Here is a 24,605-nt window from a genome sequence, read left to right on the forward strand (position 1 = left end):
TGTTTATGTCTGATTTAACACCATTAATAACCACTACCCGAACCGCAATAAGACAACAAATACGCCAGCGTCGCCAGCAGCTTTCAATCCAGCAGCAGCAACAAGCAGGCCGCGATCTTGTTCATCAGTTTAGTCAGCACCCGCATATCCAATCTGCCCAGCATATTGCTATTTATTTACATATCGATGGCGAACTCGATACCCAAGCGGTTATTGACTGGTGTTGGCAGCAAGGCAAACAAGTTTACATTCCTATTTTACACCCGTTTAGTCACAAGCAACTGTTATTTACCCGGCTTACCGCGACAACACCATTAATCAAAAACAAATACGGCATTAGTGAACCACAACTGAATGTCACTCAAGTGATCCCGTATCTGGCGTTAGATCTGGTGTGTAGTCCGTTAGTCGCATTTGATTTATTCGGTAATCGTTTAGGCATGGGCGGCGGTTATTATGATCGTACTTTTTCGCAACATCAGTTTGTACGTCACGATCAACAACCTCCTTACGTGCTGGGCTTAGCCCACGACTGCCAACAGCATGATAATTTACCCATTGCGCCGTGGGATATGCCGATTAAAGAAATAATTACGCCATCCAGAACATTAGCGTTTTGTTAACCATACGTCATTGGCATATTAGGGGAATTTAAGTATATAATCAGATCGATAATATACTTAAAGTAACTTGGGTATACACATCACCCCAATCAATAATAATGGATATAACATGACTCAAGATGAATTAAAAAAAGCAGCAGGCTGGGCAGCATTAGAATATGTAGAAAAAGGTAGCATTGTCGGTGTCGGTACCGGTTCAACTGTTAATCATTTTATTGATGCATTAGCGACAATCCGTGAAGATATCCAAGGTGCTGTTTCAAGTTCTATCGCATCAACTCAGCGCTTAGAAGCACTGGGCATTGAAGTATTTGATTTAAACAGTGTCCCGTGCCTTGATATTTATGTTGATGGGGCCGACGAAATCGATAGCAACAACAACATGATCAAAGGGGGTGGCGCAGCGCTAACCCGTGAAAAAATCGTTGCTGCAGTAGCAAACAAATTCGTGTGTATTATTGATGATACTAAGAATGTAGACGTGTTAGGTGATTTCCCATTACCTGTTGAAGTGATCCCAATGGCCCGCTCTTACGTGGGTCGTGAGTTAGTTAAACTCGGTGGTGATCCGGTTTACCGTGAAGGTGTCGTGACTGATAACGGCAATATTATTCTGGATGTATACAACATGCAGATCACCGACCCGAAAGCACTCGAAATTGCAATCAATGGCTTGGTGGGTGTAGTAACAAATGGTCTATTCGCAATTCGAGGCGCAGACATTGTGCTAACTGGCACACAAAATGGCGTGAAAACAACTAAGTAATAATAGTCAACTGGTGTTACCTAACGACACCAGTCCCCTCTCCTTTCTGAAGATAAACAAAATATATTATATAAGTATAACAATTAGTTATATTCAACTTTATTTGATAAATAAACATCTTTATAATCCAAATTCTGCAATTATCAAACAAATCAGGTAGCTGTAAATCACAAAATAACTATTTTCTTTGATTTTCGTCACAAATATTCACTAATGAAATAAAACCTGCTACTTTAGAATTTAGTGCGATTTGCAAAATATGTGATAAAGGAATTTACATGACCAACCTCTCTCTTCAGAAAGATAAGATCAAGATATTACTTCTTGAAGGACTACATCAAAGTGCAGTCGATACGTTCACTAATGCCGGTTACACCAATATCGAATCGATTAAGACCGCATTAAGTGAAGAAGAACTGTGTGAAAAAATTAAAGATGTGCATTTTGTTGGTATTCGTTCCCGCACTCATTTAAATGCAAACGTCATTGCAGCAGCAAAAAAATTGGTTGGTATCGGCTGTTTTTGTATTGGTACAAATCAGGTTGATCTTGCTGCAGCTCAGAAAGCCGCGATCCCTGTGTTTAATGCACCATTCTCGAACACCCGCAGTGTGGCTGAATTAGTACTCGGCGAAATCCTATTATTATTACGCGGTATTCCAGAGAAAAATGCGAAAGCACACCGTGGCGAATGGCAAAAATCCGCAACGGGCTCTTACGAAGCACGTGGTAAGCAGTTGGGTATTATTGGTTATGGTCATATCGGTATTCAATTAAGTATTTTGGCAGAAAGCTTAGGTCTGCGCGTGAAGTATTATGACGTGGAAACCAAGCTTTCATTGGGTAATGCCGAGCAGTTAACAAGCATGGAAGATTTGTTAGCGACGTCTGATATTATCTCGCTACACGTACCAGAAACCCCACAAACCAAACTGATGATGGGTGAAGTTGAATTCGCACAAATGAAAGATGGCGCGATCTTCATTAATGCTTCACGCGGCACTGTGGTTGATATTGACGCGCTTGTCTCAGCACTGGCAAGCAAGAAAATATCGGGTGCAGCAATTGATGTATTCCCTACCGAACCCGCATCAAATAATGACGAGTTCATCTCGCCGTTACGCCAGTTTGATAATGTGATCCTAACACCACACGTGGGTGGTAGTACCCAGGAAGCACAAGAAAATATCGGCTATGAAGTGGCTGGTAAACTGACTAAATATTCGGATAATGGTTCAACCCTGTCTGCCGTTAACTTTCCTGAAGTGTCGCTACCAAGCCATGATGGTTCAAGCCGTCTGATGCATATCCACCAGAACCAACCAGGTATCTTAAACCAGATCACCCAAGCGTTTGCTGAAGAAGGGGTGAATATTTCTGGTCAATACCTGCAAACTGCAGGCGATATTGGTTATGTGGTTATTGATGTTGAAAGTGAACATGCAGAACGTGGTCTAGCAAAACTTAAATCGATTAGCGGTACTATCCGTTCGCGTTTATTACGCTAGATAGACCCTATCTAACCCTCCCCCCTCGCTTTTATAGCGAACACAGGAAGGGAACAAAAAAGCCTGTCAGTTTGCGCTGACAGGCTTTTTTTGCTTATGTTTGTGGCTATTTTTGTGGATATAACTCACGCAGTAAACCCGTGATCCATTGATGGATCTGAGTTTGATTCGAGCGTTGATGCCATGCCGCCACAACCTCAAAACTGGGTAATGGCTCAGGTAATACTACTTCCACTAATTTGTCATTGGGTAACATACGTGATGGTAAAAATGCCAACACTCCCATCGCCTCAATACAATCTGGCGCGGCTGAGAAACTCGGTAATGACATAATGATATTGCGCTGAAAACCCTTGGCAGCGAACCATTCGTCTGCAGAGCCCTTTAGCGTCGCTCGCGAAGGTGAAATCACCAGTTGTGGCGCTGCGGCAATCTCTTTTAAACTCAGTCCCTGATATTCACTGGCAACCGCCTTCGCTGCCACACACACATGACGCTCTTCATACAGCAGCATCGACGGACAAGTGATCGGAATAAACGCGGGAAAAGTTAACGCTAAATCAATCTCGCCAGTGGCCATTAACTGCATTAAATTATCCGATTCAAAGCGACGAATGATGATTTTCAAATGCGGGGCATGTTGCCTGATCTGCACTAATAAAGAAGGTAAAATAACGCGCATCGCGTAATCTGAAGCACTGATTTTATATACCCCATTCAATCGTTGCGGATCGAACTCTGCTAATTCAGTTAATTCACCAATAGCCATTAATATTTGTTGGATTTTGGGGGCTAACTCTTGCGCTTTTGGGGTGGGTACCACGCCATGACTGCCACGAATAAATAACCGATCTTGGAATATATCCCGCAATTTTTTCAATTGCTCACTAACGGCTTGCTGAGTAATACCGAGCTTCACAGCCGCTTTCGTTAAGCTGTGTAACTGTAATAATGCCGCAAGTACCTTTAATTGTTTTATTTCCAGCTTACTGATATCAGCCATATTTGTTTCTCATACACACTTCACTTGATTTTCATTGTACCGAAGCGGCGATATAGTGCAACTAATAAGCCACTCACGAGATAAAGACCATGATGAAAAATGACGTATTATTCACACCAACCAAATTAGGCACTCACGTTTTAAAAAACCGCATTGTAATGCCCCCATTAACACGTTCGCGTAGTACACAACCGAACAATATCCCGAATGAATTAATGGCTAAGTATTACACTCAGCGCGCGTCTGCTGGGTTTATGATCACCGAAGGTACTCAGATTGAACCTCGTGGTCAAGGTTACGCATGGACACCGGGAATTTACTCTGATGAGCAAGTTGAAGGTTGGAAAAAAGTAACAAAATCTGTGCATGATGCAGGTGGCATTATCTTTGCTCAACTGTGGCATGTCGGCCGTGTTTCCCATACCAGTTTACAACCCGGTGGCGCAGCGCCCGTCGCACCATCAGCAATTCTAGCGGATAACGTGAAAGTATTCATTGAGACAGCGCCAGGTGAAGGTGCATTGGCAGATCCAAGCATGCCACGTGAGCTATCAACCGCTGAAATAAAAGAACTTGTCACTCTGTATGCACAAGCCGCGAAGAATGCCATGCAAGCCGGTTTTGACGGTGTTGAATTACATTGCGCGAACGGTTACTTAGTGAATCAATTTATCTCGGAGCACAGTAATAAACGGTCCGATGAATACGGTGGTAGTTTAGAAAACCGTTTACGCTTCTTAAAAGAAATCACCCAAGCAGTCGCCGACGAAGTGGGAAAAGAAAATGTCGGTGTTCGCTTTGCACCACTGTTTTCCAGCACTGACGATGTACGCGTTTATCTTGGCTTAGTGGAAGATAATCCACATGAAACGTATATCGAAGCAATTAAAACAATCGAAAATATCGGTATTGGTTACCTGTCATTAGCAGAAGCCGATTGGGATAATGCCCCTGATTTACCTGACGCTTTCTATCAAGATGTACGTAACACATTTACTGGCACCATCATGTATGCAGGTAAGTACTCGGTAGAAAAAGCCAAGCATATCCTTAACCTCGGTTACGGTGATATCTTTGGTTTTGGCCGTCCATTTATTGCCAACCCAGATTTGCCCGCTCGCATTAAACATGATTGGACATTCAATGAGGTGGACCCGGCAACGATGTACGGTGGTACCGAAGTAGGCTACGCGGATTACGCTGAATATATAGCTTAACTAAAAATAAAAAAGCCTGCTAAATTAGCAGGCTTTTTATTTATTACTCTTTAACAACGCGATCTATCACAAAGATAAATCGTCTCACTTATTAATTAAAGTACGTCTACGCTGTTTAGGTCTTTATGTGCTTGGCTTAAACGAGCAACTAGACTTGTTTGACCAGCGCGTAACCATACACGTGGGTCATAATGTTTCTTGTTTGGCGCATCAACGCCATCTGGATTACCAATTTGACCTTGTAGGTAATCTTTCTTACCTTCGTAGTAGTTCTTGATACCTTCCCAAGTAGCCCACTGTGTATCCGTATCGATGTTCATTTTGATAACACCGTAACCGATTGACTCTTGGATCTCAGCTTCACTTGAACCAGAACCACCGTGGAATACGAAGTTTAGCGAGTTAGCTGGTAGGCCAAATTTCTCTGAAACGTATGCTTGTGAATCACGTAAGATAGTTGGCGTAAGCACAACGTTACCTGGCTTGTATACACCGTGTACGTTACCGAAAGAGGCAGCGATAGTGAAACGCGGGCTGATTTCCGTTAGCTTTTCGTAAGCGTATGCAACGTCTTCTGGAGAAGTGTAAAGCTCAGATGCGTCCATATCCGAATTATCTACGCCATCTTCTTCACCACCAGTACAACCGAGTTCGATTTCGATAGTCATGTCCATTTTAGCCATACGTGCTAGGTATTCACCACAAGTAGCGATGTTTTCTTCTAGTGATTCTTCAGAAAGATCTAACATGTGTGAGCTAAATAGTGGCTTGCCAGTTTGTGCGAAGAATTCTTCACCTGCGTCTAGTAGTCCGTCGATCCAAGGTAATAATTTTTTCGCTGCGTGATCAGTATGAATGATAACTGGCACACCATAAGCTTCAGCCATAATGTGTACGTATTTAGCACCGGCGATTGCGCCCATGATAGATGCGCCGTGACCTTCTAGACCAATACCTTTACCTGCGAAGAATGCAGCGCCACCGTGTGAAAACTGGATGATCACTGGTGATTTAGCTTTTGCAGCAGCTTCTAATGTACCGTTGATTGAATCAGTGTTTACCATGTTTACAGCAGGTAACGCGAAGTTGTTTTCTTTAGCAATCGCAAAGATTTTTTGCACGTCATCGCCTGTTACAACACCAGGTTTTACAACATCAAAGATCTTAGACATAATATTAGCCTTATTATTTACATATTTAAGTACTGAATCATTCAGCACAAATTTAAAAATATTTTTTGCTACTACCGTTAATCTATAGTTATAGTCGTAGCAGCAAAATAACGATTAGTTATTAACTATAAATTACGCGTTTTTCGCACGTTCTTCTAACATAGCAACTGCTGGTAACACTTTACCTTCGACAAACTCAAGGAACGCGCCGCCACCAGTAGAGATATAAGAGATACCATCAGCCAGACCGAATTGATCGATAGCGGCTAATGTGTCACCGCCACCAGCAATAGAAAATGCGTCGCTTTCGGCAATCGCACGACCGATGATCTCAGTACCTTTCGAGAAGTTAGCAAATTCAAATACGCCAACTGGGCCATTCCAGATAATTGTCTTAGCTGCTTTAATCATCTCTGCAATTTGATTGGCCGAATCAGGGCCTAGATCCAAGATCATTTCATCATCGTTCACTTCAGATGCGGGTTTTAATGTCGCTTCCGCTGTTTCAGAGAACTCAGTCGCGACTAATACATCGGTGGCTACCGGGATATTACATTTCGCCATTAATGCTTTAGCGGTATCAATTAGATCATGCTCGCACAGTGATTTACCGACATTATGACCTTGTGCAGCGATAAATGTATTAGCAATACCACCACCAACAACTAACTGATCAGCAATGGTTGATAATGAATCAAGCACGGTTAATTTAGTTGATACTTTCGAACCGCCGACAATTGCCAAAAACGGACGAGCAGGCTTGTCCATTGCTTTACCGAGCGCTTCTAGCTCCGCCGAAAGCAGTGGACCAGAACATGCGATAGGTGCAAACATACCAACACCGTATGTTGATGCTTGTGCTCGGTGAGCAGTACCAAATGCGTCCATCACGAATATGTCACATAAATTTGCGTATGCTTTTGATAGCGCGTCTTCGTTTTTCTTTTCGCCTTTGTTAAAGCGAACATTTTCTAATACCACTAATTCACCGACATTTAATTCGATGCCGTCTAAGTAATCACGTGCTAGCACAACGTTATTTTCTAACGCTTCTTTAAGGTAGTTTACCACTGGCTCTAATGAGAACTCTTGAGCGAATTCACCTTCAGTTGGACGGCCAAGATGTGATGTAACCATCACTTTTGCACCGGCAGCCAATGCTAATTTGATTGTTGGTAGTGATGCTCGGATACGTGCGTCTGATGTTACTTTACCATCTTTAATCGGTACGTTTAAATCAGCACGAATTAATACACGTTGACCTGCAAGATCAAGATCTGTCATTTTAATAATAGTCATTATTCAATCCTTAAATCTATCAATTTTATAAAATTTATTTCAATTCGATTTATTTCACGTCATTTTCGCTAATGTAGCGATGTACTGCGTGGTATCAAGTAAACGATTGGCAAAGCCCCATTCGTTATCACACCAGACTAATAATTTAACTAAATGACCATCGCTGACTCGAGTTTGAGTACCATCGATAATGCAAGAGCGTGGATCATGATTAAAATCTATTGATACCAGTGGTGCCTCGGTATAACCCAAGATACCGCGTAATTCAGTTTCAGCCGCCGCGTGTAAGCAATCATTAATATCTTGAATGGTCACTCTTTTATCGACTGTGATACTTAGATCCATCGCTGTCACGTTAAGCGTGGGTACTCGCACCGCAATGGCTTCAAATTTGTTGGCAAATTTAGGTAAAATACGTTCTATACCTGCGGCTAATTTAGTATCAACCGGAATGATAGAATGACTCGCAGCACGGGTACGGCGCAAATCAGTATGATAAGAGTCAATGACGGGTTGATCATTCATTGCCGAATGGATCGTGGTGATCGTGCCACATTTGATATCAAAGGCGGCATCCAAGATACTGATCACTGGTACCATGCAATTAGTTGTACAAGAGGCACCAGAAATATAAGTTTCATCACCGGTTAATTCGGTATGGTTAATACCATATACTACGGTCGCATCCACATCGGCACTGGCCGGATGGGAAAAGATGACTTTTTTAGCGCCAGCAGCAATGTGTGCTTCGGCATCCGCCCTCGTACCATAGATACCAGTACAATCGAGTACGATATCAATATCATGTTCCCGCCAAGGTAAATCAGCAAGTTCGGGATGACGGACTAAATGAATACAATCATTTTTGATTTGTAATATGTTATCGCCCAGCTTTACTGGGAAGGGAAAACGGCCATGAGTCGAGTCATACTGAGTTAAATGCGCGATCGCTTCAGGATCTGCTAGCTCGTTAATAACAACGATCTTAATTTCATCCTGACGGTTACTTTCATACAAGGCTCGAACAACACTGCGTCCAATTCGTCCATAACCATTAATAGCAACTCTAACTGACATAATAGGGGGTGTATACCTAGTAACAAGAAACGAACTTCATTGTAGATTAAAATTAGGCATAAGCGAATATGTTGGGATAGGAAATGTATATAATTTTCAGGAAAGCATGATCCCGGCCACAAACTTTCGTAATAAAACAACATTAAGGCGCTTACAAGCGAAATGTTGTCCTATTACGTAATTAAGTACGTAATTAAGCGATCTCTCGATTACGAATTAATCCTTCTTGCATTGTGGTTGCGACCATTTTTCCATCACGGGTAAAGAATCGACCACGCACCAGTCCGCGACCACCAGACGCACTCGAGCTATCTACCGCATATAATAACCAGTCATCCATACGGAAATCGCGGTGAAACCACATGGAATGATCGATGGTCACCACTTGCATGTTGGGACTCATAAAGCCTTTACCATGTGGTTGTAATGCGGTTGGTAAGAAACAAAAATCTGACGCATATGCTAATAGATACTTATGAATACGGGCATCATCCGGCATTTGGCCATTGGCTTTAAACCAAATATAACGCTCTGGCGTAGACTTTTCTTCATTAAGTGGATCAAAATAATGCACAGGGCGCATTTCAATCGGTCTTTCACACACAAATTTGGCACAAATATCATCGGGTAATTCATCACGCAGTGATAATACATGGTCTTGCTCTGACATCAGCTCTTCCGGTGGCGGCACATCTGGCATTTCATCTTGGTGGTCGTAACCTTCACGTTCAACCTGATAAGACGCCGTCATGTAGAAAATAGCTTTGCCATTTTGGATTGCGCGAATACGACGGGTGGTAATTGAACCGCCATCGCGAATATTTTCGACTTCATAAACAATCGGCTTTTTAACATCACCAGCACGCAGGAAATAAGAATGGAAAGAATGCACCTTACGATCGGCTGAAACGGTTTCTTTCGCTGCCGATAATGCTTGTGCCATTACTTGCCCGCCAAATACCGCGCCAAAGCCTAAATCTTGGCTTTGACCACGATAAATGCCTTCTTCAATGGTTTCTAATGTTAACTGTCCAAGCAGATCTTTTAATACCTTACCCATAAATGCCTTTTTTGAATTCCGGTTGTTATTTTAGTACGAAGGGGCAAAGCTACCCCTGTTATGAGAGATATTCAAGCGCTATTTACTGATATTGCAGTGCTGAAATAACATAACATTTCGTAATCTTAGCGTTTAAGTCCTAAAATTAAGCTTAATAACTTAACCTCATCGCTCACTTAACTCTAAAATAGGGACAAAAAAATACCTTGTTCTCATGCCTTCAATGAGGACACAAAAACAAGACATATTCACCAATGTGAGAACATTTGCGTTATCACTGTACAAGGTAGTTAGCTATTAATCGTAATTATTAATATTTAACTTGGTAATTAAGCGTATAAGTACGACCTCGACCTTTATAATCATAAGCTGCCGCATCATAGTGAGCTGCATAGAAGATCTGAGCTCGTTGCCCCCACGCCGTAGTATAGTCTTTATCAAATAAGTTCTGAACACCAAAACCAATACTACCTACTGGCAATTCATAACTGCCCAATAAATCAAACACGGTATAGCCGTCTAACTCACTGTCATCTGCACCTTTATAATCAAACATAGTTTGACTTTGAACTTTAAGTGTCAGGTCTGAATCATTGTATGCCGAACTTAACATGATACGCTCAGTGCCATGTTGACGGTCAGATTCGAAGCCTTTTCTGACATCAATATCACGACCAACAATATATAAACCGTAAGGAGAATCTTGCTGGCTATCATAATATTGCGCCAAGAATTTTATGCTTTTGGTATCAGACAAGGTTACATCAACGGTTGTTTGTAAATCGATTGTTTTGTTATATTGTAATGAACCCTGGAAAATATCTGGGGTAACAATCTCGCCTTCGGCATCATAAAACCCTTGTGTTTCGGTATACACCGCCGAAACACGCGCAGATAGCGTGTCATTGCCACCGGAAATAGCTTGAGCCACTTTATAATCAAGATCATCACCAGTTGCGCCAGCACCATAAACCGAAGTAGAGCCTGAAAGCACTTCAATACGATCAATATTAAACGGGTCTATCGAGTCCAATTGACGACTGATAGAACGTGAAGACTGTAATGACACCCCATCAATCATCACTAACATGGCACGGCCACGTAAATTTTGTCCTTTATTAGTTCTGGCGTCACTGATCGCTTTTGCAGTTCGACTCGGCGGCAGCAACGAGTGTGAGTGAATAATTCGTATTCAGACTTAAGACTCAGAAATTCAACCACTTACTATTTCCTCATCAGATACAAAAAGTACGCACCACCAAGCAACGAAGCCAATAACCCTGCAGGGAATTGCCACGGAAACCAGAATGTTCGTCCGATCCAATCAGCGAGGATCATCAAGCAGCCACCTAATAGACTGGCCGTTAACAATTGATGAGATGCCCGATACTGATGCAGCGATCGCGCCATATGTGGGGCTAACAAGCCAATAAAACTCAGTGGTCCAATAATAATGGTGCTCAAGGTTGTCAACGCAGCCACCAGGAGTAATAACAGCAATCGCACTTTGCGACAATCCAAGCCAATACTGGTGGCGGTGATTTCCCCAAGGCCAACCAGATCTAAGCGTCGATGATTTAACAAAGCAATACCGGCGAACAAGGCCACTCCCGCACCTAATAGGTACACATCACTCATACTGACCAAATACGTCGAGCCTGACAGCCAAGTTAACAATGCGGTCACGTTATCTTGCCCTGATGACATTGCGATGCGTAAAAAAGCATCGAGTCCTGCGCTAAGCGCAATACCGGTTAATAACATTTGCGCCGGCGCAAAATTATGTTTTCGCCCCATCAACCAAATAACCGCAGTGACCGCAAACGCACCGAAGGTGCCGAGTAACATTTGCTCATAGCGTTCAACCGTCAAGCCAAACAGTGCGCCAAGCACTAACGCTAACGCCGCGCCAGAGCTAATGCCTAATATTTCCGGGCTTGCCATTGGATTCGTGGAAACCCGTTGAATCACCGTCCCCGCAATAGCCAAACCTATGCCTGCGAAAAGCGAAACAAGTACTCTTGGCAATCGCAGTTCCATGACTGAAGTATTAAATGACAACATCCAACCCGTTTGATTTTTGCCGACCACTAAAGCTACCACAAAGAAGACAATCACGAGAATAACCAGCGGAAACAACACCTTTTGGATATTCTTGTGCTTATATTCTATTTGACTGATTTCCCTCGATTTAAGCTCCGATTGCAGTAACTTTCGATTTAATAACCAAAGTAAAAAGGGTGCACCCAATAATGCCGTCATTGCACCGGTCGGCAGTAACGCCCCGCCAACGCCCGAAAATGGTTGCACAATGAGGTCTGCCAATAACAACATTAAACTGCCAATCATCCCACTAACAAGGATCTGAGCAGTGAATTTTCTCGCCCCGCACATCCGCGCAATAGCCGGGGCGACAATACCAATAAAACCGATTAAGCCAACTTCACTGATCACAGCGGCAGTAATAAATATCGCTAACGTCAATGAAATCACTTTCATTTGCTTAATGTTAATACCAATAGAGGAAGCAACGGTGTCTCCCAATTGCAATACTGACAAGGGCCTAGCAAGTAATAACACGGCAATAATGGGGAGTGTAATAAGCTGTAATACCGTGATGACACTCGACCAATCATTTTGGTTTAATGTCCCTGCCCCCCACACAAATACACTGGTCAATTTTTGCTCATTCAATAGCAATAACATGGTATTGAGTGAACCAAAAAATAAACTGATCACCATACCTGCCAACACCATATGCACAGGAGAAAATCCACGCTTGGCCGATAATATAAATACCAATAACGTGGCTAGCCCCCCGCCTAAGAACGCGGGAATAAAACCATTAATGCTACTATTAACGGGCAAAAACAAGATGCCTAACACTAACCCTAGTTCGGCACCAGCAGCAACACCTAGGGTCGTAGGAGAGGCGATTGGATTACGCAGTACAAACTGCATCACACAGCCTGCAACCGCTAATGCAAAACCGCATAATATCGCTATTGCTAAGCGGGGTAGATACGTAAGGTGAGTAATAAGATGCTGATAATTACTCGCATCATAATGAAATACCGTTTGCCACAATAAACTCAACCCTTGCGAGTAAGGCGCGGTCCACTGCAACAAACTCAATAATACAGCAGCGATAAGTGTGCACAGAAAAAAACGCCACCACATGCCTTGCTGTTTAGAGGCATTCAATTTTGAGGCGCTAAATAGAGTAAATGTATTCATTGATTACTTAATTAATTGTTGAGTAATGTGGTCGCTAAATCGTTGCGCAGAAACAAGTCCACCAAACGTCCAAATAGCAGGCAGCTCAAACACTGCATCAGTGCGGGTAAATGCCATCGCTTGCCACAATGCCGATTGGGTTAACTGTTTTCTTTCTGCCGCTTTTAATGGACCAAAAATAAATACATTTGCTTGCTGGTGTTCTGCTAATTTTTCGATTCCAGCAGTCGTAAACCCCCACAAATTGCTTTGTTCATGCCAAGCGTTAACCAGTCCCATATTTTCAATAGTTGCCTGCGCTAATGAACCTGCACCGTGGATCCGAACCGTTTTGTCATTAATAAACCGGATAAACATCAACGGATTCTGGTTAGCTTGCAGACGTCGAATTTTATCGCCATTCGCCTGTAATCGTTGCTGTGTTTGGGTAATTACTTGTTTGGCTTGTTGTTCTTTATCCAGTAATAGACCGAGTTGTGTCGTGATCTGTGTTGCTGAAATAAGCGGTTTTTTGTCATTGTTGTAGACGCTATACACTAAGGTTGGGGCTATCTCACTGAGTTGTTTATAGGCAGCAGCCATGTGCTTACTAATCAGGATCACATCTGGTTGCAATTCTGTCAGCAACTCTAAGTTAGGCTCTCTGCGTGAGCCCACATCGACCACTGAATTATTGAGTTCAGGCTCCGTCACCCAAGTTTGGTAGCCTTTAACATCCGCGATTCCCTGCGGCATAATACCAAGGCTTAATACCGTTTCGGCTAACACCCAATCTAATGCCACCACTGTCTGTGGCGTTTGTTCAAAGTGAGTCATACCAAGTTCATGCTTAATGTCTACAGCCTGAGCCGGAAAAATACATAAGCTAATAATGAAACCAATAATTTTATTCAAGGGCGTTTTCCTAGCTGTTCGTCCATGTTTATTTGCTATAAAGCAGGAGGGTTAAAGACGTGAAATTATGGGATATAACTGATCTGCTGACCCGTTTTTGGATGCGCAAATAAAGCCAATTCCATCCCGTATATTTTGTGTAATACCGCAGGAGTCATTAATTCATCAGGCGTACCTTGTGCAATTACTTTCCCTGAATGTAAAGCAATAAGGTGGTCGCTAAATTTTGCCGCCATATTGATGTCATGAAGTACCATAATGACGGTTAACCCTAAGGTTTCATTCAACTCCCGGATCAAGGTTAATAATTCATATTGGTGTGCCACATCCAGGGCCGACGTTGGTTCATCAAGCAAAATACACTGACTTTGTTGAGCCAATAACATCGCCATCCATGCTCTTTGACGTTCGCCACCAGACAAGGTAGCAACAAAGCGCTCGCTAAACGCACTTAGCCCCACTTTCTCTATCGCATCATCCACCAGCTGATAATCTTTCTTGCTGTATCGACCAAATGCCCCTTTCCACGGATATCGACCAAAGCACACCAATTCTCGAACCGTAACGCCATCCGTGATTGGTGGGTGTTGCGGCAAATAAGCAACATTAAGTGCAAAATCTTGATGAGATAAATGATCAACCGCTTGATCATCAAATAGAACATGACCTTGAGTCGGGGAATTCTGACGACTGAGTAATTTAATCAGCGTCGATTTACCGCAGCCATTATGACCAAGTAAGGTCGTTATTTTCCCTTTAGCAAAGACCAAATTAGTGGCGTGCAGGATCGGTTTTCCGTCAATTTCAAACGACGCATCGACAAGTTGGTACATAAAATAATATGAGCTATTTGTTAATGAATAATTAGCCGAACTCTAACACAAACGATGAGTAATGATAATCGTTTTCATTGTTATTGCTATTGCTATTGCTATTTATTGTTTATTACGGGTAGGCTATGCTGTACACATAATTCAGACCGGAAGTACCAATGAAGCACAGCAATAAAATAGCGAGAAAAGGAGTCCAACTGTCTATTATTGGATTAATCGCCGCGTTAATGGGAATAGGACAAAATGGATTACTCGTGTCATTACCCTTTCTGGTGACTCATTCTGTGTTCTCTCTCCCTACATGGTCAATTATCATGGCGATTGGTAGTTTTTTATTCTTACCCGCGGCGCCATTTTGGGGGCGATACAGCGATAAACATGGCTGTACCGTGGCAGGAATGGTACCTGCGATCCAGCATTGGGCAATCTTGCTGCCCCCCTCCAACAATGCAACATCAAGAACGTAAAGCAAAACCTTCAGCCGCGGTTGTTCCTAAACGTGCATTAACACCCTATTTACTTACCGGACTGCTACTTTGTTTAACCATAGCGTTGCTGCAATACAGCTTTGCCCCACTTATTGAAAATATAACCCAGTGGCCGACCAATAAAATCAGTGACGCTATTGGGGTATTGCTCACCATTAGCGCAGCGATCACCTTATTCACTCAAATAATCGTGATTAAACAGAAAAAATTACAACTCATCACCCTGTATCGTTTAGGCGCGATAGCAGGCTACCTATCTATGTCGCATACGTTAGGATATGGGCTTGCCTCATTACTGGCTTATACCTCGACCTTTTCACCTGTCTATCCTATTTATATCTGTATTATCGAGTGGCATTATGGCAATTGCATTGATGCATACGCAAATAGCAAACATTAAAAAATACGCCAATTAACGCTTGTTGTCCGGGAGGCGCGGGCAATCGGCACATAGATTGCGGCCTGTGCATTTATAGACCAAACAACAACTGGTTCGAACCAGTTTTAGCGTGTTAGAGGTTGCGTCAACTTGTAAACCGGACAAATGCTTATCTGGCAATTCAAAAGCATCCAACCACAATTTAGCTTGTCCCAATAAATACGCATTAGATAACGTGGGCGCATATGCTTGCATTTTTATAATGCAATTAAGTAAACCATCGGCAATTAAGTGCTTGGTAAACCCCGGTCGAATCCGTGTCCATTGCGATATCGCTTGTCGATATGACTCAAACAGCGCTGTTAATTGCAATCCGACCACAGCGATCAGTTCGTCGTTCGAGCCAAAGATCAGCGCCGACGTATGAAACCTATACCCAGAAATGAACCCTGAATGAATAGATTGATTGATGTTTTTAATATCCGGTATTACGTTGAGCTTATACACAGAAATAAAAGCGATATAGATAGGTTGCCAGCAGAGCAGATCCCAGGTTCGCGTTAACCAATACGCGCGGCCGGCTTCTGCTGATGACAGCGACAATTGCTGGTAAAGCTGCTGGATAGTCTCACTGTTGTGACGAGAAATATGGATCCCTTCTCCGTTATCTGCAGCTAACTGCCCAGATAAGTAAGGTGTCACTTGCTTAGATGACTCAAAGAGTACTTCAAAATATTCGTTATTTTGCATAAGGATGAATAAACAATATCAACTAATCATAAATAATAAACTAGAATAATCATTTGAATATGGTAATGCAAATTATTATCAATTACCTGTTGTTACTTGGGCTTACCTGCTACGCCATCAAGAATGCACGTAATGCGGCAAAATCATTTGCCATATCAATCGATAAGTTTGGCTTGTCGGCACAATCAGCCAGTTCTTGTGGCAAGCCAATATCACGACCGAGGATCTCTTCAACTGATTCTTTGAACTTCGCTGGGTGCGCTGTACAGAGGAATAAACCGAATTCATCTTCGCTCAGCTGTGCCGTTAAACAGTCATAGGCAATCGCACCATGGGGTTCACATAAGTAACCTTGTTCATCTAACGCAGCAACGGCTTGCTTGGTATCTTCATCCGATACGAAGTCAGAAGCGAGTTCAGATAAGTCCCAACCTTTAACACGCGCCAGTTCTTCGATACGTGGCCAGTTGCTTGGTACACTGACATCCATCGCATTAGATAGCGTTGCTTGGGTTGCTTTTGGATCCCACTCACCGCTTGCTAAATAACGCGGCACCGTATCATTGATATTCGTCGCAGCAATAAAGCGCTTAACCGGTAGACCTAATGTTTTTGCTAATAGACCTGCGGTTAGGTTACCAAAGTTACCACTTGGCACTGATACCACGGTTTGTGCACGCTGCGCTTTTGGCAGTTGTGCGAATGCTTCGAAGTAATAACAAATCTGTGCCATGAGACGGCTGATGTTAATGGAATTCGCTGAGTTAAGGCCAATAGCCTGACGCAATTCTTCATCATCAAAAGAGCGCTTCATTAATGCTTGGCAGGCATCAAAATCACCGTCAATTGCGATGGTGCGGATATTACCGCCGAGCGTACAGAACATCTGTTCTTGCAAGAAGCTGATCTTACCTTTTGGATACATCACCACCACGTCGATATTGTCCATGCCATAGAAGGCATGCGCCACTGCGGCACCGGTATCACCCGATGTTGCCGTTAAAATAGTGATTTTGTCGCCATTGCCTTTTTTATCAAAGCTTAGACGCAACAGACACTGGGCCATAAAACGACCACCAAAATCTTTAAATGCTAATGTCGGTCCGTGGAATAACTCTAACGCGCTAATTTTGTCATTTATTTTTATCACTGGCGCAGGGAAGTTAAACGCAGTAGCAACGATGTCATGTAATTCTTGTTCGCTAAATTCATCACCAATCAGTGATTGTAAAATAACACGGCTACGATCCACTAGGTTCATCTCTAGTAAGGCATCTATATCGTCAATCGGGTTAATTTCGCTCGGAAAGAACAGGCCTTGATTTTTACCCAACCCTTGCTTTACTGCTTGTGCAAAGCTTACCGTCTCTGCGTGATCTTTAATGCTATATAATTTCATTGTTGTTCATTCCCTAAAACATTATTTGTGCTTATTACAGCGTTGTACCGACGATACGTGCGCCTTGTTTATCCAGTTTACAGATGTGACAGAAACCATCACCGTTTTGGATAAAGTTAGCTTCTAACCAGGTTTGTAATTTTTCAGCTTGGGCTAAGTCAGTCATCACGTTAAATACCGTTGGTCCAGAGCCGGAAATACCCGTGGCTAATGCACCCAACTCTTTGGCATAGTCACGCACTTCATCAAATTTTGGAATCAACTGCGCACGATACGGTTCTGCAATCACGTCTTTTAGCATTGCAGCGGCAAGATCTTGTTGTTTGCTATAACAAGCGTGGATGAACCCAGCCAAGTTGCGGCCATAAGTTAAACAATCGGCACGGCTGTATTCTGTCGGTAAAATTTCACGCGCAGCGGCTGTCGAAATACTGGTGCCCGGATAAGCCACGACCCAATACCATTCATCGAAGCAAGGTATCGACTGACTAACAACGCCGTTGGCTTCGAGCATTAATTGCAAACCACCCCGCGCACACGGCGCCACATTATCATAATGGACACTGCCACTGAGTTGGCCTTCTAATTCCCCCATTAACAACACCATTTCATTGTCATCAAGTACGTTATTATGGAAGGCATTTAACGCTTCTAAACCAGCTACAATTGATGCAGCACTCGAGCCCAGACCACTACCAATTGGCAGGTTCTTTTCCAGTTCCATAAGCAGTGATTTAATCGTTAAACCACGTTTTTTTAATGCTTTGGCATAACTTAAATAGCAGTCATAAATAATATTTTCACGGTAATCATCCGGCAGTTTATGGGCAAAGCGACCACTGGATGCTAATGTAAACTCACCCTCGGTCGCGGCGATATAAACGCGATCGCCAACCAAGGTGCCATCAATCGGTGCTAGCGCAGCACCCAATACATCAAACCCTACACTTACATTACCGATAGATGCCGGAGCATATGCGACAAGACTCATCATTAAACCTCCAGCTTCCAGTTAAGGGTACGTAATACATCAGCAAATACACCTGCAGCAGTCACTTCTGAACCAGCGCCATAACCACGTAATACCATTGGGATTGGCTGATAATAACGGCTATAAAATGCCAATGCATTCTCGCCATCTTTAACTTTATTCAAGGGATCAGATTCTGGTACTGCCGCAATCGATACTTTACATTTACCGTCTTCAATCTGGCCGATATAACGTAATACTTTCCCCTCTGCAGCAGCCGTGGCTTGCAGATCTGCAAAGTACGCATCGACTTTTGGCAGGTTAGCCATGAACTCGTCATTGGTCCCTGTTGCATCAAAATCAGCTGGTATTGCCGCTTCAACTTCAACTTGGTCTAAGGTTAACACCATGCCCGCTTCACGTGCAATAATTAACAGTTTACGCGCGATATCCATGCCGCTTAGATCTTCACGTGGATCGGGTTCCGTAAAGCCATTTTCACGCGCTTGCACTGTTGCTTGTGAGAAGCTCATACCTTCCTCTAATTTACCAAAGATATATGACATAGAACCCGACAAAATACCGTTGAAGCGTACCAGTTCATCACCCGCGCTTAATAGATTCTGTAGATTTTCAATCACCGGCAGACCGGCACCCACATTAGTATCGTATAAGAAACGACGACGGGTTTTTAATGCCGTTGAACGCAGTTCGTGGTAATAATCCATGCTCATAGTATTGGCTTTTTTATTTGCCGCAACGACGTGGAAACCACGGCCAAGAAAGTCCACATACTGACTGGCAAGATTCTCATTACTGGTACAATCAACAATCACAGGATTAATGATGTGACTGTGTTTAACCAAATCTTCTAGTGTGGCTAATGAAAATTCAATATCACTGGCAGCAAGATCGTCAGCCCAATGGGTTAATGATAACCCTTCTGAGTCGAGTAACATTTGGCGACTGTTAGCGATACCGCACACTCGGATCACAATATGACGTTCTGCTAAAAATTCTTTTTGACGTTTAATTTGTTCGACTAATGCCGCGCCCACACCACCACAGCCTAATAAGAATAGATCGATGTATTGTTGTTTACCAAAGAAAATATTATGTGACGCTTTAATCGCGTCATTGGCTTTGCTTTCATCAATAACCGCAGAAATAGAACGTTCTGATGAACCTTGGGCAATAGCTACAAGATTGACCGATGCTTGTGCTAATGCCGTAAAGAAACGCGCAGCAATACCGTTGGCTTTACGCATGCCATCGCCCACCAGCGACACAATCGCTAAGCCATGACGCATTTCGATAGGCTCGAGTAATTGGTTACTTATCTCTAAAGTAAATTCGTTATTCAATGCCAGTTTGGCTTTACCTGCATCATAGCTGTGGATACAGAAACTCACGCTGTATTCTGATGATGATTGGGTGATAAGGACAATTGATACACCAGCGCGTGATACGGTCTCGAAAATACGACCAGCCATGCCCACCATACCTTTCATTCCCGGGCCAGACACGTTAATCATGGTCATGCCACTTAGCTCTGATAATGATTTAACTTCGGCCTGAGTTTTCGATACTAAGCCACCGATCAAGGTGCCTTCACCTTCCGGGTTATTGGTATTCTTAATCAGACAAGGAATATGGTGCTGAGCTATCGGGGCAATGGTTTTTGGGTGTAATACTTTGGCGCCAAAATACGACAGTTCCATCGCTTCTGGGTAACTTAATGTTTTAAGTAATTTGGCATCTTTTACTAAACGCGGATCACAGGCGTAAACACCATCTACGTCTGTCCATATCTCACAGCATTCAGCATACAGACACGCCGCTAATACCGCTGCAGAATAATCAGAACCATTACGACCAAGCACCACCGTGTTGCCTTGTTCGTCACCCGCAGTGAAGCCCGGCATTAAATAAATATGATCAGCTTTAATTGGATCTTGTTCGAAACGAGCACGAGAAGCCTCAATATCCACAGTGGCTTCTAATACACTGCCCTTTCCGACTAGTTTGTCTTGCGGAACAATCACTTCAACTTTAAAACCACGCGCTAATAACAGTTGCTCCATGCACACAATACTCAGTTTTTCACCGATACATAAAATCTTTGCTTCAATGTTTTCTGGGCATTGCGATAATAATTTAACGCCATATAAGTATTCTCTTAATGTCGCTAACGATGTTTCCAGCTGTGTTAAGGCTAACTCCGCATTAAAATTAACGTATTGTGCTTTTAAGCCGGCAACAAGTGCTTTAAAAATACCGTCGATTTCTTCCAGTGAAGACTCGGCGTCAAGGCCACGAACCGTTTGTTGCACCGCGGCAACCAAATTGTTGGTCACTTTTGCTGGCGCAGATAACACCAATGCTACCTGTGACTGTTCAATCTTACTCACAGAGATATCTGCCGCACAGGCAAATCGTTCAGCATTCGCTAACGATGTACCACCAAATTTTAAAACTCGCATCCTTTGCTCCTTGTTGATACAAAAAAGCCCGTTCCTAAATCGGTAACGGGCTCTTTTATTATGTCTGTCTTAGCCCTGCGTGTCATCCCACCGTTATAATCACAGTGTTAATAATGGTGGTGGTAATGAACGCTAAGCAATAAGTCATCATAATATTTAATCAATCTGTTAATAATTTCAATACCTATAGCAATAGCAAAAAATGAGAGCCGAATCAAGTTTAAAATAGATTTAGTTGTTTTACTCGATATCGATAAAAGGAGGTAAATATGTTAAAGTAATATTAAAAGTTTGCGATATTTAGATATGTCTTAAGTCCAAGGATTGGTGGTATGGAAAAAATTTTAGAAGCGCAAATAGCCGGGTCATTATTAGCATCATTTGATGCTTTTTACAGCCGTTTTTTAGAAGTCACCCGTGGTGCAAAGTTACGCTTTGAGAACGCCGATTGGCACGGTGTGCAAATCGCCGCAAAACAACGTATCAGCCTCTATGATGACCACGTCGGTAAAACCGCCCAGCAAATGCAGGCGCTTGCCGCAGAGGCCGAAGCCGACCAAGTATTTCTGCAAGGCATTAAGCGTGAGTACGAGGCACTATTACAACATTACCCCAATTTTGAAATAGCCGAGAGTTTCTTTAATTCGGTTTATCGCCGTGTCTTTAAACATACCAATATATACAAAGATCAACTCTTCATCACCAATGCCAATCGCGTGCGAGATCCCACCTTCCCAAATAATTTTTATCGCCGTTATAGCCGCGGTAGTGATTTCTCGGTGATCTTACGCAAGATCATTAGTGGTTATACCTTTACCGCACGTTGGGAGAACTTGGACCGGGACCTTGCTAATGTAGTGGATTACCTGAACCAGCATGCGCCTAAACAACTTACCGATGCCAAGCATATCGAAGTGCACATGCTCAACGAGGTATTCTATCGTAACAAGGGCGCATACCTGATGGGTAAGATCTTTGCAGATGGACAAATGTATCCACTGGTATTTCCGATTTTGAATAACGAAGAAAACGAGATCTATTTAGATACGGTTATTTTTGAAAAAGAAGAAACCAGTATTCTGTTTGGTTTTGCCCGTGCTTATTTCTTTGTTTATGCCCCTGAGCCTGGTGCTATCGTGCAGTTTCTAAAACCCATGCTCCCGCATAAAACCAACTTTGAGATCTACTCTGCTATCGGTTGTCAAAAACACGCAAAAACCGAACTGTTTCGCCACTATATAGCGCACCTAGATAACTCTGACGATAAATTCATTATTGCCCCAGGTATTAAAGGCATGGTGATGAGCGTATTTACCCTGCCTTCTTATGATGTGGTATTTAAGATCATTAAAGATGAGTTTGCACCACCGAAACAAATCGATCATGCCACAGTAAAAGCTAAGTATCAGATCGTGAAATCCCATGATCGAGTCGGTCGTATGGCAGATACCCAGCAATTTAAGAACTTTGCCTTTCCAAAAGATCGTTTCAGTCAAGAACTCCTAGATGAGTTATTGGCCGTTGCGCCGTCAATTATAAAACTGACTAACAGTAAAGTGGTGATCAAACATCTGTACATTGAGCGTAAAATGATCCCATTAAACATCTATCTCGAACAAGCAAATGAAGAAGAATTGGATAACGCCATTGATGAATACGGCAATGCGATCAAGCAACTTGCTGCCGCAAACATTTTCCCTGGTGATATGTTATTTAAAAACTTTGGCGTGACCCGTCATCATCGGGTGATATTTTACGATTATGATGAGATCTCATATATGCATGAAGTTAACTTCCGCTACATTCCACCGCCACGCTACCCTGAGGACATCATGCTGGCTGAACCTTGGTTTGCTGTCGCACCCAACGATGTTTTTCCGGAGGAGTTTGAGACTTTCTTATTATCTCGACCTGAAATTAACAAGTTGTTTAAAAAATACCATTCAGATCTGCTTGATGCTGATTACTGGAAAGGACTGCAAGACAATATTAATCGCGGTAACTACAATGATGTATTTCCTTATCGCCGAGCTCGACGTTTTAACCGGAACACATAATCTTTGACCGAAACACCGAGCTAAAGCAACAACAGTTAGCAGAAGATAACTGAATACAAACATAATGAGGTTAATTATCCATTAACCTCATTATCTACTCTTCCCTTCATAAAAATACCTAATCACTGCTAACGCTAATCATGCGCTGTTACAGCAAGGGTTCTTTCGCTACGACAACCCCATTTAAATCGGCATAGATATAATCACCGTCAGCAATACTCACGCCAGCAAAATGCAAGTCGATACCTACGTCACCTAAACCACGTTTTTCAGTTTTGACTGGACAGGCCGTTATCGCTTTAACACCTAGGTTCAGGGTATTAATGGTTGCAACATCTCGAATAGCGCCATAAATGACAAAACCAGCCCAGCCATTGTTCACCGCATTTTCGGCAATCATATCGCCAAGCAGTGCACGCCGTATCGACCCGCCGCCATCAATAACCAAAATACGTCCTTCACCTGGCGTGCCGGCAAGTTCTTTCACCAGTGAGTTATCTTCAAAACATTTAACCGTGACCGCTTGGCCACTAAAAATAGTCGCGTTACCATAACTTTGAAAAATAGGCTCCATCACGGATAATTGATCGAAATGGTGATCACACAGATCGGGTAATAGGTCTAACATAGTCCATCCTTAGCATCGTTATTCTTTATTGCTGACAATCCCATAGCAATTCGTTAATAAAACTACCCACATATTAGCGCAGATCAATTATTCCAATCTATAATTAATTAACAAAATATATACATAGACAAGAATTAATCAATAAAACTTACCAAATTGTAATTTGATTACATTTTAAAGAATAAAACTATTCTTTAGTCATCAACATCACGATTCATCAAAATAAGTCACTATCAATAAATAATATCACACCACATCCAGATAAATAAACATGAAGAGTAAGCACTATAAACCCACTAACACCGCTAAATGCGGGCTGAAGTAGCAAATAATACTATTGGTGAAAATATTTTTAGTATATATCAGCAGGGCTTACGGCGTAATTTACACGCCATTAAGCCCAACGTATGTACGTTTAAAGCCATGTGTGAATTTCAAAAAATATTTGTAACAAATTGATTTATATATTTTAAATACACTAAAATATATAACAAAACCACTATTTTAATTAAATTTAGTCTAGTAATCATGCTTAAATATAAAATATAACTAATTAGAGTTATTTGATAAATATCAAATCATGTTGAGTTATTACGTAACATAATTACATTAGGTTGTTATACTGCTGTTAATAACATATAATCCTACAGTTAAGGAAGCCGTAATACTATATATCCTACTGCAGCCCGCTGTTTTAGGTAAATAGTCTTATATTTCATGGATGTATTACTCTTACTCCTGCATTAATTGATATGCGAATTA

The 24,605-nt window shown here is 42.3% G+C and carries 21 protein-coding genes; 7 read left to right on the forward strand and 14 right to left on the reverse strand.

Annotated elements, in window-relative coordinates; genetic code table 11:
• Positions 1-5: 5 nt before the first annotated feature.
• The 3 genes from MORIYA_RS09705 (at position 6) to serA (ending at position 2,897) form a co-directional block, all read left to right on the forward strand.
• Entirely contained in the window at positions 6-623 is a 618-nt protein-coding gene (locus tag MORIYA_RS09705) for a 5-formyltetrahydrofolate cyclo-ligase (protein WP_112714736.1), read from the forward strand.
• A gap of 109 nt (positions 624-732) precedes the next feature.
• Positions 733-1,389 carry a ribose-5-phosphate isomerase RpiA gene (rpiA, locus tag MORIYA_RS09710; RefSeq protein ID WP_112714738.1) on the forward strand — a complete coding sequence of 219 codons (657 nt, stop codon included), beginning with the start codon at positions 733-735 and terminating at the stop codon, positions 1,387-1,389.
• Positions 1,390-1,667: 278 nt separating this feature from the next.
• A complete protein-coding gene (gene serA, locus MORIYA_RS09715; protein ID WP_112714740.1) occupies positions 1,668-2,897 on the forward strand; it encodes a phosphoglycerate dehydrogenase in 1,230 nt (409 codons plus the stop codon).
• Between the two features lie 106 nt (positions 2,898-3,003).
• Here serA and MORIYA_RS09720 read toward each other — a convergent pair whose 3' ends face one another.
• Positions 3,004-3,900, reverse strand: a complete 897-nt coding sequence (locus tag MORIYA_RS09720) for a LysR family transcriptional regulator (RefSeq protein ID WP_112714742.1) — start codon at positions 3,898-3,900, stop codon at positions 3,004-3,006.
• An 89-nt stretch (positions 3,901-3,989) separates the two neighbouring features.
• Between MORIYA_RS09720 and MORIYA_RS09725 the strand changes: the two genes are divergently transcribed.
• Positions 3,990-5,117, forward strand: coding sequence for an alkene reductase (locus tag MORIYA_RS09725; protein ID WP_408632082.1), 1,128 nt, complete (start codon positions 3,990-3,992; stop codon positions 5,115-5,117).
• Between the two features lie 95 nt (positions 5,118-5,212).
• Here MORIYA_RS09725 and fbaA read toward each other — a convergent pair whose 3' ends face one another.
• From fbaA to MORIYA_RS09765, 8 genes are all read right to left on the reverse strand, one after another.
• Positions 5,213-6,289: a class II fructose-bisphosphate aldolase gene (gene fbaA / locus MORIYA_RS09730; protein WP_112714746.1), complete on the reverse strand. Its 1,077-nt coding sequence runs from the start codon at positions 6,287-6,289 to the stop codon at positions 5,213-5,215.
• Between the two features lie 132 nt (positions 6,290-6,421).
• Positions 6,422-7,588, reverse strand: a complete 1,167-nt coding sequence (locus MORIYA_RS09735) for a phosphoglycerate kinase (protein WP_112714748.1) — start codon at positions 7,586-7,588, stop codon at positions 6,422-6,424.
• A 54-nt stretch (positions 7,589-7,642) separates the two neighbouring features.
• The gene (gene epd / locus MORIYA_RS09740; protein ID WP_112714750.1) at positions 7,643-8,665 is read right to left on the reverse strand and encodes an erythrose-4-phosphate dehydrogenase; all 1,023 of its coding nucleotides are present in this window, start codon (positions 8,663-8,665) and stop codon (positions 7,643-7,645) included.
• Positions 8,666-8,858: 193 nt separating this feature from the next.
• Positions 8,859-9,725, reverse strand: a complete 867-nt coding sequence (gene tesB / locus MORIYA_RS09745; RefSeq protein WP_112714752.1) for an acyl-CoA thioesterase II — start codon at positions 9,723-9,725, stop codon at positions 8,859-8,861.
• 310 nt (positions 9,726-10,035) lie between these two features.
• A complete protein-coding gene (locus MORIYA_RS09750; RefSeq protein ID WP_269461242.1) occupies positions 10,036-10,893 on the reverse strand; it encodes a TonB-dependent receptor plug domain-containing protein in 858 nt (285 codons plus the stop codon).
• 56 nt (positions 10,894-10,949) lie between these two features.
• Entirely contained in the window at positions 10,950-12,962 is a 2,013-nt protein-coding gene (fhuB, locus tag MORIYA_RS09755) for a Fe(3+)-hydroxamate ABC transporter permease FhuB (RefSeq protein WP_197713373.1), read from the reverse strand.
• A gap of 3 nt (positions 12,963-12,965) precedes the next feature.
• Positions 12,966-13,856 carry an ABC transporter substrate-binding protein gene (locus tag MORIYA_RS09760; protein WP_162629262.1) on the reverse strand — a complete coding sequence of 297 codons (891 nt, stop codon included), beginning with the start codon at positions 13,854-13,856 and terminating at the stop codon, positions 12,966-12,968.
• Positions 13,857-13,921: 65 nt separating this feature from the next.
• The gene (locus MORIYA_RS09765) at positions 13,922-14,689 is read right to left on the reverse strand and encodes an ABC transporter ATP-binding protein (protein WP_112714756.1); all 768 of its coding nucleotides are present in this window, start codon (positions 14,687-14,689) and stop codon (positions 13,922-13,924) included.
• A 158-nt stretch (positions 14,690-14,847) separates the two neighbouring features.
• Between MORIYA_RS09765 and MORIYA_RS21035 the strand changes: the two genes are divergently transcribed.
• Both MORIYA_RS21035 and MORIYA_RS21040 read left to right on the forward strand, forming a co-directional pair.
• Entirely contained in the window at positions 14,848-15,156 is a 309-nt protein-coding gene (locus tag MORIYA_RS21035; protein WP_197713374.1) for a hypothetical protein, read from the forward strand.
• Positions 15,137-15,577, forward strand: a complete 441-nt coding sequence (locus tag MORIYA_RS21040) for a hypothetical protein (RefSeq protein WP_197713375.1) — start codon at positions 15,137-15,139, stop codon at positions 15,575-15,577. The genes MORIYA_RS21035 and MORIYA_RS21040 overlap by 20 nt, the downstream gene beginning before the upstream one ends.
• A 12-nt stretch (positions 15,578-15,589) precedes the next feature.
• Here MORIYA_RS21040 and MORIYA_RS09775 read toward each other — a convergent pair whose 3' ends face one another.
• The 4 genes from MORIYA_RS09775 to thrA form a co-directional block, all read right to left on the reverse strand.
• Complete coding sequence (locus MORIYA_RS09775; protein WP_112714758.1) at positions 15,590-16,306, reverse strand: siderophore ferric iron reductase; 717 nt, start codon at positions 16,304-16,306, stop codon at positions 15,590-15,592.
• Between the two features lie 109 nt (positions 16,307-16,415).
• Positions 16,416-17,705, reverse strand: coding sequence for a threonine synthase (gene thrC / locus MORIYA_RS09780; RefSeq protein ID WP_112714760.1), 1,290 nt, complete (start codon positions 17,703-17,705; stop codon positions 16,416-16,418).
• A 34-nt stretch (positions 17,706-17,739) separates the two neighbouring features.
• Complete coding sequence (gene thrB, locus MORIYA_RS09785) at positions 17,740-18,696, reverse strand: homoserine kinase (protein WP_112718553.1); 957 nt, start codon at positions 18,694-18,696, stop codon at positions 17,740-17,742.
• 2 nt (positions 18,697-18,698) lie between these two features.
• Positions 18,699-21,158 carry a bifunctional aspartate kinase/homoserine dehydrogenase I gene (gene thrA / locus MORIYA_RS09790; protein WP_112714762.1) on the reverse strand — a complete coding sequence of 820 codons (2,460 nt, stop codon included), beginning with the start codon at positions 21,156-21,158 and terminating at the stop codon, positions 18,699-18,701.
• 332 nt (positions 21,159-21,490) lie between these two features.
• Between thrA and aceK the strand changes: the two genes are divergently transcribed.
• The gene (gene aceK, locus MORIYA_RS09795) at positions 21,491-23,215 is read left to right on the forward strand and encodes a bifunctional isocitrate dehydrogenase kinase/phosphatase (protein WP_112714764.1); all 1,725 of its coding nucleotides are present in this window, start codon (positions 21,491-21,493) and stop codon (positions 23,213-23,215) included.
• 148 nt (positions 23,216-23,363) lie between these two features.
• On the opposite strand, the gene MORIYA_RS09800 is transcribed toward aceK, so the two are convergent.
• Positions 23,364-23,843 (reverse strand): putative 4-hydroxy-4-methyl-2-oxoglutarate aldolase, encoded by a 480-nt coding sequence (locus MORIYA_RS09800; RefSeq protein ID WP_112714766.1) that lies wholly within the window; start codon positions 23,841-23,843, stop codon positions 23,364-23,366.
• Between the last annotated feature and the right edge of the window lie 762 nt (positions 23,844-24,605).

The organism is Moritella yayanosii, from assembly GCF_900465055.1.
Taxonomy (GTDB): Bacteria; Pseudomonadota; Gammaproteobacteria; order Enterobacterales; family Moritellaceae; genus Moritella; species Moritella yayanosii.